Source organism: Flavihumibacter sp. CACIAM 22H1 (genome assembly GCF_001601815.1).
In the GTDB taxonomy this organism is placed as follows: domain Bacteria; phylum Bacteroidota; class Bacteroidia; order Chitinophagales; family Chitinophagaceae; genus Flavihumibacter.
Genome location: NZ_LUKG01000014.1, coordinates 60,901 through 72,840, shown reverse-complemented (window position 1 = coordinate 72,840; position 11,940 = coordinate 60,901). Strand labels below are relative to the sequence as shown.

Sequence of the window (11,940 nt, the reverse complement as noted above, 5' to 3'; positions counted from 1 at the left end):
GCGTTGACCCACTTGCTTTGCAGGGCGGTTATAATATGATGGTGGTGGTAAAACCAGATAACCCCAATGTGGTATTTGTAGGCGGCACCAACCTGTACCGATCCACCAGTGGCTTCACCAATTCAACTGCTACCAGTTGGATCGGCGGGTATAAATACTGGGGAGCCAGTGCCACCACCTTTAACATTCAAACCTACGACAACCATCACCCCGATGTACATAACCTGGTATTTGACCCCACTAATCCCAACCGGGCTATCTGCGCAACAGACGGGGGTATGCATATCACGGATAATATTATGGGTACAGCTACAGAAACCCTTCCGGTAAACTGGAATATGATCACCGGTTACCAAACGGCCCAGTACTATCATGTAAGCATCCAACATCGGGAGGCAGCGACCCAACTCAATAATTTCATTGGTGGTATGCAGGACAATGGCTGTTATTTCCGTAATAATTCCAATGATCATATTGCTGCGGGTTCCGGAGACGGCGGTGCAGCAGCTATTGGCAAATTCACCAACTTCAATGACTATACGCTGTTCGTATCCAGCCAGCTGGGATCGGTTGCAAGGCTTACCCCGGGTGCCGCAACCTCTATAGAACCAACTGGTTTAACAGACAACCCGGGAGGCGGTAAAGGTGAATTCGTAACCTATTTTTCGCTCGATAATGATAACCCTGAAAACCTCTATTATGCCAATTATAACCGGCTTTTCAGAACCACGTCCGCTACTACGGTAACAAGCGGATCGGGCTGGACAGAATTAACCGGCGTGGCAAGCAAACTAAACCCTTCCAATCCGGGCGGAAATGACATTGGAATTCGTGCCATCCGGCTTAGTTATGGCCCTTATACCTCCGCCAGTACTATGTATATAGGAACCACTGAAGGACGGGTATTCCGTTTAAATGATCCTAAAAATGCGGCCGCCTCTACCCAACCAGTTGAGATTACACCACCCGTTATCAATACCCTTATTACTACAGCGCGGGTAAATGTTGGGGGTATAGCTGTGAATCCGAACAATGATAATGAGATCATGGTAGTGTATACCAATTACCAGGTAACCGTAAGTGGCAATATTCAACGGGAGTTCAATATTTGGGTAACGGGCAATGCAAAAGCTGCCAATCCTACCTGGAAACTGGCGGAAGGAAACCTAACCCTGCCCTCTATACGCAGTTGTGCCATTGTAGTAAGAAAAGACGCAACCGGCAGTGAGTTTACGGATTATTATGTGGGAACATCTGTTGGTTTATACAGTGCTATCAGTATCCAGGATTCATTGACAGCTAATCGCCCTATTATTTGGAAACGCGAAGGGGGCCGCCTGTTGAACTATGCAGTGATAACGTCACTTGCATACCGGCCGCAGGATAATTTATTATTGGTAGGAACCCATGGAAATGGCATGTATTATACCAATATACCTCAGCCGAATTTCAAACCAAATGTAGGAACCGGTATAAATGATCCGGTCCGGAATGATAAGAACTTTATACGTTTTTCCTACCCAACTATCACATCTTCCGATCTTCAATACCAGGTTGGTAATATGTTTGAAGTAAAGGAACTGGTGTTACAGGTATACAACCTGAATGGCCAGTTGGTACTAAAGAAAACAAGTGGTTATCAAAACGGAGCTGTAAATGTAAGCCGCCTCTCCAAAGGCACGTATATCCTTACAATCACCAGCAGCGATAACAAGCAACAGTTTGTGAAAAAATTCCTTAAGAACTAATCACCTGCACTATACACTAACCACCGCCACCGCCTGTTTCAGGAGGGCCGCCTCACTATGCCCCTCGTCCACCAATTCACGCCCACGGCCAGCAGCAGAATCATTAACCCGCCGAATTCGCGGGATTGTTCAATCCAGGGTTTGGTGGCTTTCATAGATTGTACCAGGCTTTCGGCCTCATGGTCGCGGATCCAGCTAAGAACGCCTTCGGGGGCTAGCACTAAAAACAGGGCATAACCTACATAGATGATTGTACTAAGCAGGTATACCAATGGAGGAAATTTCTTTTGAATTGCCATCCAACAGATCCAGGCTCCCAGCAAATACAAGGGGATCCAGATATAGGGGTCGGGGTCATTGTATTGCAGCGCGGCGCTCAGTATAAAAAGCACCATAAAAATATAGTTGAACCATTTCATGCTCCCAAGTTCGTCTAAAATTCCCTTCCCCCCTTCTCCCTTCCCCTTCCCTATTCTCCCTTCCCCCTTTTTCCTTAACTTACTACAAATTGCTGCCTATGCTACAGCCCTGGCAAACAGGAAGAGTCATTCGGATCGAGAATGAAACTTCCAGTACCAAACGATTTTGGATCCAGGTTCCTGAGATGGAACGTTTTGATTTCAAACCGGGGCAGTTTGTGACCCTTGACTTACCGATTCATGAGCAGAAAAACAAACGCTGGAGAAGTTATTCCATTGCTTCCTGGCCAGATGGCAGTAATGTGTTTGAACTGGTAATTGTATTATTGGAAGGCGGGCTAGGTACCGAGTATCTTTTTAACCAGGTAGGGGTTGGTTCCGAACTTACCCTACGCGGACCGGCCGGCGTTTTTGTATTGCCGGAATTTATTGACCGGGACCTGTATTTTGTTTGCACTGGTACCGGGGTAGCACCCTTCCGTTCCATGGCTCATTATATATTGGAGAACAACGTGCCACACCAGCATATCTACCTGATTTTCGGGTGCAGAAAATTTGGAGATTGCCTCTATGGGCCTGAATTAAAAGAATTGGAAACCAAGGTAGCTTCCTTCCATTATATTCCAACATTTTCGAGAGAAGAAGCCGGTGATCACCTGGTCAGAACCGGGTATGTACACCAGGTATATGAAGAGCTATGCCGGGAGAAAAAAGAGTTATCCGGGGAAAGCGCCTATCGCGCCCATTTCTTTTTATGTGGCTGGAAAAATATGATTGACGAAGCCAAACAACGAATTCTCGCACTGGGATACGAGAAAAAAGACATTCACCAGGAGCTTTATGGCTAATTATTTACAGATGCTTTCTTACTACGGAGGAATTGGACTTATGTAAACTGATTACCGGAACGGTTTCTACAGCGGGCTCTTCCTGTTCAGCCTGTTGTTTATGTAGGCGGAGGATTTCTGCATGGTTGGTAACCATCTCCGTTTCTAGTTCAAGTATTCTTTTCTGGGATTTTTTCAATTGCCTGGACCGGCACACAAAACCAAGCACTACGCCGGCGGTAAATACCGCGACAGCGCCAAATAGGACGACCATATTGATACTGGATGGCATCATAGATATTGGTTTCCATCTATAACGCCCCCTATTTCGGCTTATTGTCTGTTTATTGCGAGGCCCGCTTGTTTTTCGATAAATCGCCGGCAGACAATTCCTTCTCCATTAGGGGAACCACCGGTGTAGACGCCTGGTGATTATACCTAGAATGTTGAATATCAGCAAGTTGCTTTTGAAGCTGCAAAATTTCAGCGTGGTCCTGCATCTTTTCCCGTTCCAGCTCCAGAATTTGTTTCCGCAAAGATTTGACCTGAATTGTCCGAAATAACAGGCCAACTACAAATGCCGACCCCAGTCCGAGGGCCAGCAGTCCAAAGTGTACAGTAATTTGCATCATAGTGTCAGTCAATAAAATGTTACGACGCGATGGCTTTTTCTACCATCCCTTTAACGGCACTCATAGGTATTCTTTCCTGCGTCATACTATCCCGATATCGAACGGTAACCGTACCATCTTCCTTTGACTGGTGATCGATGGTTACGCAAAACGGTGTTCCTATGGCGTCCTGGCGGCGATAACGTTTGCCAATGGCATCCTTTTCCTCGTAAAAACAACGGAAGGATCCCTTGCATTCGTCCATCAGCTGGCGGGCGATCTCAGGCAGGCCATCTTTTTTAACCAATGGTAAGATGGCCAGTTTTATTGGACTTAACTTGGGTGGAAACTTTAATACAACCCGACTATCTTCTTTGTCGGCTGTGCTAAGATCCTGAATTTCATAGGCTTCGCTGAGAACCATCATCACCGAACGGTCGAGTCCGATGGAGGTTTCAATTACATACGGAATATAGTTTCCATATGGTTTGCCATTCGCGTCTAAATCATTGTCAAAATACTGCATTTTTTTCTTACTGTACTCCTGATGATTGCGAAGATCAAAATCTGTGCGGGAATGAATACCCTCCACTTCTTTGAAACCAATAGGAAAATCATACTCTATATCGCAGGCAGCATCGGCATAATGCGCCAATTTTACATGGTCGTGAAAACGGTATCTTTCGGCCGGAATACCCAGGCCAAGGTGCCATTTCATACGCTCCTCTTTCCAATATTCATACCACTCTTTCTGGGTGCCAGGTCGGATAAAGAACTGCATCTCCATTTGTTCAAACTCGCGCATCCGGAAAATGAACTGGCGGGCCACAATTTCATTACGAAAAGCCTTACCCACCTGGGCAATTCCGAAGGGGATTTTCATCCGCCCGGTTTTTTGAACATTCAGGAAATTTACAAAAATTCCCTGCGCGGTTTCGGGCCGCAGGTACACCATATTATCCTCCGTTTCCCCGGTAACTGCTCCGAATTCGGTCGCAAACATGAGGTTGAACTGCCGCACATCCGTCCAGTTACAGGTACCGCTGACACTGCATTTTATCTTGTTTTCTTCAATCAGGGCCTTGATACCGGCAAAATCTTCTTTGGCTTCCAACTGGCTAAAACTTGCCATCAGGGCTTTTTTAGCTTCTTCCGGCAGGGTTTCGGCATAGGCTTCTACCAGGTGATCTACCCGGTAACGCTTTTTGCTGTCCTTATTATCGATCATCGGATCACTGAAACTGTCCACATGCCCGCTAGCTTTCCAGGTAGTAGGATGCATAAATATGGCCGCATCTATTCCTACAATATTTTCATGTAACTGGGTCATCCATTTCCACCAGTCGTCCCTGATATTCTTTTTCAGTTCACTTCCGTACTGGCCGTAATCATATACTGCACTGAGCCCGTCATAAATCTCGCTGCTTTGAAAAATGAAGCCATATTCCTTGCAATGAGATATAATCGCCTGAAACTTATTGTTATCATTTGCCATAAGTGCGCAAATATAGGAATAGGTTGGGAATCTTTGGGTTACTGAAGTTTGGGATTGGAACGGTGCCGGTCCTGATCCCGGATATTTTTTTTGTCCAGGTTCTTTTCCAGGGCAGCTGTAAGGTCTACCCCTGTTTGGTTAGCCAAACAAAGTAATACCCATAATACATCAGCCATTTCATCGCCAAGCTCGCGTCCCTTATCGGATTCCTTGCTGGATTGCTCTCCGTATTGCCGAACCATCAGGCGGCTTAATTCACCCACTTCCTCCATCAAAATACCCAGATTCGTGAGCTCATTGAAATACCGAACACCTACTGTCCGTATCCATTCATCTACCTTTTGCTGCGCCTCCCGTATGGTTATTTCCTGCATAACTTTTTGTTTTTAGCTGGTTATTCCTTGTTTTTGGTGTCCATAAGGATGGTTACCGGGCCATCGTTCAGCAGGGCTACCTGCATATCGGCGCCAAACACACCCGTTGAAATGGGTTTGCCCAGATCGGCTTCCAGCCGGGCAATCAGTTTTTCGTAGAGGGGAATCGCTATGGGCGGTTTACTGGCCTTTATATAGGAAGGCCGGTTTCCTTTTTTGGTGCTGGCATGCAGGGTAAACTGGCTAACCAGTAACAAATCGCCCCCGGATTCCAACAGGGAACAATTCATTATACCGGCCGCATCATTAAATACACGCAACTGTACTATTTTACTACTGATCCACTGGATATCCTCCGTTGTATCCTGGTCTTCAATGCCTACCAGTACCAGCAAACCCGGACCAATTGCCGCCCTTTCTTTGCCCTCAATTTCTACCGAAGCCCGTTGAACCCTTTGTATAACTACTCTCATTAATTTGTACCTTTCCTCTGTGAAGACCGAAAATAAATATTCTGTACTTATCCTGCTCAGTTGGATTATAGGGATTTTACCCTCCTGCCAAAAACAACTGGGCAATGAAAGCCCGGCCAACGCTGTACTGGAAATCAGGTTTCACCCGCAATTGGATGGATTTCCGCTGGAATATGGCACCACCTACCAGCTGCCTACCGGCGAAGCTTTTGAACCCCGGGTTTTCAAATTTTATGCAGGAAAAATAAGCCTTCAGCAAAGGAACGGTTCCTTAACCAGCACCACAAAAGATCCCTATTACCTACTGGGTGCAGCCAGTGAAGATGAACTCACCATCCGCACCACCATTCCTCCGGGCACCTATTCAAACCTGGAGTTTTTACTGGGCGTAGACAGTGCCAGAAATGTGAGTGGTGTACAAAGCGGCGCACTCGACCCGCTTAAAGGCATGTTCTGGACCTGGAACAGCGGTTACATATTTGCAAAACTGGAAGGCATCAGTCCGTCTTCTTCTGTACAAGGAAATAAAGTGGAATACCATGTGGGAGGGTTTCGGGTTCCCTTTAATGCGGCCCAAGCTATTCGGTTGCCCCTGGCCGTAAGCGGAGAGCTTGAACTGAAAGCCGGGCAAACCTGTATACTGGATATTGCTGTTACGCTGGACAACTGGTTCACCGGACCATACCCCTTCAGCATTAGCGATCACCCGGTATGTATGACCCCGGGCGAACTCGCCTGGAATATTTCACGCAATTTCAGTGGCTTATTCTCCGTTACCAACCTGAGTATTGAAGAATGAAAACACTGTGTTATAGTACTGTTTTGCTGCTGCTGATTGCAATAGCCCAATGGGGAATCAGTTGCTCTAAAAAAGACAATAGCGGCCAACTCAGCTACTTACAGTTTACGGCACCCCCCGGCTGGCCTGCCCCCGTTTATGATTTTACGGCCAATCCGCTGAGTAAAGAAGGGGTGGCATTGGGCAAAAAATTATTCTTTGATGGCCGTCTTTCAAAAGATGGCAATTTCCCCTGCGTCAGTTGTCACCAGCCATTTGCAGCATTTGCCACGTTTGACCATGATTTCAGCCATGGTTTTAATAACCAGTTTACCAAACGAAATGCACCAGGTATTTTTAACCTGGCCTGGCATAGCAGTTTTCATATGGATGGAGGAATTACCCATCTCGATCTTCAACCGCTTGCGCCCATTACAGCTCCTAATGAAATGGCAGAAACGCTCCAGGGCGTACTCGATAAGTTAAATGCCGACCCCAGCTACCAACAGGAATTTGCCCGGGTCTTTGGAACGCCCGACATCAATACCGCAAACATGACCAAGGCCCTGTCGCAATATATGCTGATGCTGGTTTCTGCCAATTCAAAATACGACCTGGTAAAACAGGGCAAAGCAAGTTTCGATGTAAACCAGGAAGCAGGCTATGCGGTATTCCTGGAAAAAAAATGCAATCGCTGCCATACCGAACCTTTATTTACCAATCTTGCCTTCGAAAGCAATGGTCTGCCGCTTAACCCCACACTAAATGACCTGGGCCGTATGAGCATTACCGGTAATAAAGCAGATTCTCTCAAGTTCAAAGTTCCCAGTTTACGGAATATTGCCCTCACCTTCCCCTATATGCACGATGGCCGCTTCTGGAGCCTGCAGGATGTATATGATCATTACCAACAAACGATACCGCTTTCCCCGGTTGAACGGTCATTACTAACCGAATTTCTTAAAACCCTCACCGACGAAAAATTGCTGACCGATCCTTCACTTACCCAATAAATTCTTTGGGCCCCTTAGTTCTGGTCCTTGGGTTTTTTCCGGTTCCGCACCGCTTCCAATGCGGTTCTTTCCTTTTCCAGCTCAGATTGCTGTGCCTGCAGGGCCGTAGAGTTTTCGGTAATTTTTTCTTCCAGCTGTAGTTTCCGCTTCGCTAGATCTGTACTGTCGCTTAATAGGGAATTGTATTTTTTTTCGGCTTTTTTTATTACTTCTTCCTGTGCCATGATATCGAGCTTCCATTGGTGCTCTTCCACATCCGGAACCAGGTTATTCAGGAATTCGCGGGCTTCAGTTACACCGGCCTGGTCACCCGAAGCTTTAGCCGTAATTACTTCGTTCGGCCTGGTTACCACCATGTAAACCACGGCGGCTTCTTTCTCTTTCCTGCTTTTACGTTCAATTTTCAGGTATGCATCATAGCGATTATGATCGCCCAGTTCCACACTTCGATACACTTTATAATCTTTTGAGTTGGCCGACTTATGGCCTTTTTTGCTAAAATGCTCCTCCAGGGCCGTTTCAACGGTAGAAGGTGCATAGGGCAATTCAATGACAGCTGCGGGCAACTTCGATTTCTGGTATTCGGCAATTCCCTGGATAGCTTTTGCCTGCCCATTTACCAGCAGCACCGCCATAAAAAAGCAAAATATTAAGCAGATCTGTTTCATAAACAAAGTTTTTCGTTATTCAAAGGTACAAAAAGCAGGCTGCCTGTTGATTTCCGTTTATTTTTGTTTTAAACAACCAACAGGCATTGAGTGGTATTAAAAAGTTAGCAGGACAAACCCTCTGGTACGGCGTACCCACGATTGTAGCAAGATTCATGGGATACCTGATGAACATGGCCCTGCCTTTTTTATTTGCGCAGCCGGCTGTTACTGCAGATATTACCCAGGTATATGCGATGATCCCTTTCCTTAATATCCTGTTTACCTATGGAATGGAAACCGCCTATTTCCGATTCAGCCAGGATAAAGACAAAAACCAGCTCTTCAATACCATTTCTATATCCCTGTTTACCACCAGCCTGGTATTTATACTAGTACTCTATTTCAACCGGTCAGCAATTGCCCGATGGGCCAGCCTGGAAGAACATCCCGAATACATTAATTACATGATCGGGATCCTGCTTTTCGATACCCTATCCACCCTTCCTTTTGCGAAACTGCGGCAGGAAAACCGCCCCAAAAGATATGCTTTCGTCCGCTTACTGGGCATTTTGCTGAATGTGCTGATCGTTTTGTTTTTCCTGGGCTTCTTACCCTCTTATGTAACCGAAAACCCCGATAGCCCGCTTCGCCTTGTTCAGCAACTGGATATCGGAATTGGCTGGTACCTGATCGGTAACCTGATCGGCAGCCTGCTCACCTTCCTGCTGTTAATTCCTGAGCTCCGGGAGTTCCGGTGGAATTTTGACCCGGCCCTCTTTAAAGAGATCATGGCCTACAGCTATCCGCTGATCATTGTTGGCCTGGGAGGAATGATCAATGAAGTACTGAGCCGTCTCATTTATCAACATGTGGTGGATTTGCCCGAAGCCGAAGCCAAACACGAACTGGGCATTTTTGCGAATGTTTACCGGCTTTCTGTATTGATCACCATTTTTATACAGGCGTTCCGGATGGCCGCAGAACCTTATTTTTTCAGCCAGTCGAAAGAAGAGGGCGCCCAGAAAGGATATGCGCGGGTGATGAAATTTTTTGTTCTCGCCTGTTGTTTCATGTTTTTGCTGATTGGCCTGAACCTGGATCTCTTAAAATGGATCATTACCCTCAAGTCCGCCGCCTGGGGTGATGGCATTTACGTAGTGCCCATCCTGGCTATGGGAAATATATTCCTGGGCATTTATTATAACCTCAATATCGGCTTCAAACTGGCTGGTAAAAATCTTTACAGCGCCTATATTACCATTACCGGTGCCGTTGTTACCATCGTTTTAAACATACTGCTGATCCCTAAACTGCATTACCTGGGGGCTGCTATTGCTACGTTTGCCTGTTATACGGTAATGATGGTATTAAGTTATTACTGGGGACAAAAATACTACCCCATTCCCTATGCGAAAAAGAAACTGATCTCCTACCTGGTATTGGTAAGCCTGCTGGTATTGCTGCACCGTTTTATTCTACTGGTTTATTCGCCGCTCTGGTTCAGCATAGGCACCGGCCTGCTTTTATTCCTTGGCTTTGCTCTTTTCGTAAGTAAGGTAGAAGCTTTTGAGCTGCGGCGTTTCAGGGCGCGCAGCTGATGCCTCAGGTTAAAAACGGATTAGAGCGTTTCTCATACCCGATGGTAGTGCTTTCTCCATGTCCGGGGTACACGCGTACAGCATCTGGTAACACGAACAATTTCTCCCGGATACTGTTGAGCAATTGCTGATGATTGCCACCGGGAAGATCCGTTCGGCCTATGCTTCGACGAAAAAGAACATCGCCCCCGATCAGAAATTGCTGCTTTTCGCAGTAAAAGCAGATATGTCCGGGTGAATGTCCGGGTGCTTCAATAACCTGAAGCTCATCCTGCCCAAGCAGAACCCGATCGCCTTCCTTTAGATAGTGAAGGGGCCCCTCGTAATTACGAAATGGCAGGTTCCACCGCTTCCCAGATTCGGGGGCATAATCGAGCACAATTTTTTCACCCGGGTGAAGGTATAGCGGTAAACCCCAGGTTTCATGAACAAACCGGTTACCAAACACATGATCAAGATGACAATGGGTATTAAGCAACTGTTTAGGACGAAGATTCGTAGCTATAATAAAGGATTTCAGCTGCGCCTCCTCTCCCTGGTGGTAACAGCCGGGGTCAATAATCAGGCAATCGCCCGATTCGTTGTATAACACATAAGTATTTTCTGCAATGGGACTGAATTCAAAAAAATGGATTGTTAACATAGCTCTATTATTTGGGTTGGATTTCCGGGTTACCCCTGAAAACCATAATTTTAGACCACAATCACCGGGTATGCAATTTCCGAAGAATCATTTGTTTTTGCGTTTTTGTACCAAGCTATTGCTGATTTTAATCCTCTTCCTATGGAATGGTATCACCTCCCTCCGGGCACAGGTGAACATGGTGGAATTTGGGAAAAACAGGGTGCAATACAAAAAGTTTAAATGGCAGTACTACCAGACAGAAAATTTCAATACCTATTATAGCCAGAAGGGCGAACCGCTAGCTAAAACCGTTGCGCAGCTGGCTGAAAAGGAACTGCCTGATATGGAAACCTTTATGGAGTATGGCCTGCAACGCAGGGCCAATATTGTGCTGTACAACAGTTTTAATGAAATGCAGCAATCCAATATTGGATTATCCACCGATTGGCAGGTGAACGGCGGCAATACCAAACTGGTTAATAACAAAGTGATTGTTTATTACAACAGTAACCATGAAAATTTACGGATCCAGGTAAGGCAGGGTATTGCAAAAATTCTGCTCGATAATATTCTCTTTGGTGATGACCTGGGCGAATTTGCCGCCAACCAGGCCCTGCTCGATCTGCCGAAATGGCTAACCGACGGTTTTGTTTCCTATGCCGCGGAAAACTGGAGCACGCAGTTAGACGATCAGCTGAAATCAGCCATGCTGTCTGGCCGCTACCGGAATTTTTATCAGTTTGCCTTCGAACAACCCGAGCTTGCCGGGCATGCTTTCTGGCGTTATATTGAAGAAATCTATAAAAAAGATAATACCAAATACTTTCTGTACCTAGCCCGCCTCTACCGAAACCTGAACGGCGCTTCCAACCGGATTGCCAAGAAAAAATTCAAGGAAGTACTGGCGGATTTTATGACCTATAACGAGGACAAATATTATAAAGATATCAGGGGGCGCCGTAATAATCCCAAAGGCACTATGTCGGTGGTGGAAGAAGTAAACAAAAACCTCGATTATTACAATTTTACGCCCAACCCGGTAGCAAAAAGCCAGGCTTATGCAGTAGTTGAATATAAAAAAGGCATGCAGTGTGTACTTTTCTATGAAGATTATGTTACTAAAAAAGTATTGCTGAAAAATGGTATCCGCAATGCCGAGTCGAAACAGGATCCACATTATCCGCTACTGGCCTGGAATGGCAAGGGAAATAAACTGCTGGTTGTTTATAATACAGAAGGTAAAATCCGCATGTTTACCTATGATATTTTTTCTCGGATAAAGCGCGATAAACTGGTATTGGATCAGTTTGAACAGATACAGGATGTCAA

At 45.9% G+C, this 11,940-nt stretch carries 13 protein-coding genes and 1 pseudogene; 6 read left to right on the top strand and 8 right to left on the bottom strand.

Translation table 11 applies throughout. The annotated features are described in order from the left end of the window. Positions 1-1,748 (top strand): T9SS type A sorting domain-containing protein (locus A1D16_RS06460; RefSeq protein ID WP_290708486.1); only part of this gene is annotated, 1,748 nt, incomplete at its 5' end. 38 nt (positions 1,749-1,786) lie between these two features. On the opposite strand, the gene A1D16_RS06455 is transcribed toward A1D16_RS06460, so the two are convergent. Continuing rightward, entirely contained in the window at positions 1,787-2,167 is a 381-nt protein-coding gene (locus tag A1D16_RS06455; protein WP_290708485.1) for a transmembrane 220 family protein, read from the bottom strand. A 98-nt stretch (positions 2,168-2,265) separates the two neighbouring features. Here A1D16_RS06455 and A1D16_RS06450 point away from each other — a divergent pair, with 98 nt between their 5' ends. Continuing rightward, entirely contained in the window at positions 2,266-3,015 is a 750-nt protein-coding gene (locus tag A1D16_RS06450; protein ID WP_290708483.1) for an FAD-dependent oxidoreductase, read from the top strand. Positions 3,016-3,019: 4 nt separating this feature from the next. On the opposite strand, the gene A1D16_RS06445 is transcribed toward A1D16_RS06450, so the two are convergent. The 5 genes from A1D16_RS06445 to dtd are packed head-to-tail and all read right to left on the bottom strand — an operon-like array spanning position 3,020 to position 5,947. Continuing rightward, positions 3,020-3,289: a hypothetical protein gene (locus tag A1D16_RS06445; RefSeq protein WP_290708482.1), complete on the bottom strand. Its 270-nt coding sequence runs from the start codon at positions 3,287-3,289 to the stop codon at positions 3,020-3,022. 49 nt (positions 3,290-3,338) lie between these two features. Beyond that, complete coding sequence (locus tag A1D16_RS06440; protein WP_290708481.1) at positions 3,339-3,626, bottom strand: hypothetical protein; 288 nt, start codon at positions 3,624-3,626, stop codon at positions 3,339-3,341. 19 nt (positions 3,627-3,645) lie between these two features. Further along, positions 3,646-5,100: a glycine--tRNA ligase gene (locus tag A1D16_RS06435; RefSeq protein ID WP_290708479.1), complete on the bottom strand. Its 1,455-nt coding sequence runs from the start codon at positions 5,098-5,100 to the stop codon at positions 3,646-3,648. Positions 5,101-5,138: 38 nt separating this feature from the next. Then, entirely contained in the window at positions 5,139-5,474 is a 336-nt protein-coding gene (locus A1D16_RS06430) for a nucleotide pyrophosphohydrolase (protein WP_290708478.1), read from the bottom strand. A 20-nt stretch (positions 5,475-5,494) separates the two neighbouring features. Then, a complete protein-coding gene (gene dtd / locus A1D16_RS06425) occupies positions 5,495-5,947 on the bottom strand; it encodes a D-aminoacyl-tRNA deacylase (RefSeq protein WP_290708477.1) in 453 nt (150 codons plus the stop codon). 19 nt (positions 5,948-5,966) lie between these two features. Between dtd and A1D16_RS06420 the strand changes: the two genes are divergently transcribed. After that, positions 5,967-6,746, top strand: coding sequence for an MbnP family protein (locus tag A1D16_RS06420; RefSeq protein WP_290708476.1), 780 nt, complete (start codon positions 5,967-5,969; stop codon positions 6,744-6,746). Further along, the gene (locus A1D16_RS06415; RefSeq protein ID WP_290708475.1) at positions 6,743-7,738 is read left to right on the top strand and encodes a cytochrome-c peroxidase; all 996 of its coding nucleotides are present in this window, start codon (positions 6,743-6,745) and stop codon (positions 7,736-7,738) included. The genes A1D16_RS06420 and A1D16_RS06415 overlap by 4 nt, the downstream gene beginning before the upstream one ends. Positions 7,739-7,752: 14 nt before the next feature. Here A1D16_RS06415 and A1D16_RS06410 read toward each other — a convergent pair whose 3' ends face one another. Further along, positions 7,753-8,406, bottom strand: a complete 654-nt coding sequence (locus tag A1D16_RS06410) for a hypothetical protein (RefSeq protein ID WP_290708474.1) — start codon at positions 8,404-8,406, stop codon at positions 7,753-7,755. Positions 8,407-8,492: 86 nt separating this feature from the next. On the opposite strand from A1D16_RS06410, the gene A1D16_RS06405 reads away from it, so the two are divergent. Further along, positions 8,493-9,986, top strand: a complete 1,494-nt coding sequence (locus tag A1D16_RS06405; RefSeq protein WP_290708473.1) for a polysaccharide biosynthesis C-terminal domain-containing protein — start codon at positions 8,493-8,495, stop codon at positions 9,984-9,986. Positions 9,987-9,990: 4 nt separating this feature from the next. Here the strand turns inward: A1D16_RS06405 and A1D16_RS06400 are convergent, their stop codons facing one another. Continuing rightward, positions 9,991-10,629, bottom strand: coding sequence for an MBL fold metallo-hydrolase (locus tag A1D16_RS06400; protein WP_290708472.1), 639 nt, complete (start codon positions 10,627-10,629; stop codon positions 9,991-9,993). A gap of 70 nt (positions 10,630-10,699) precedes the next feature. Here A1D16_RS06400 and A1D16_RS06395 point away from each other — a divergent pair. Next, a pseudogene (locus tag A1D16_RS06395) lies at positions 10,700-11,940 on the top strand (hypothetical protein); the annotation flags it as partial.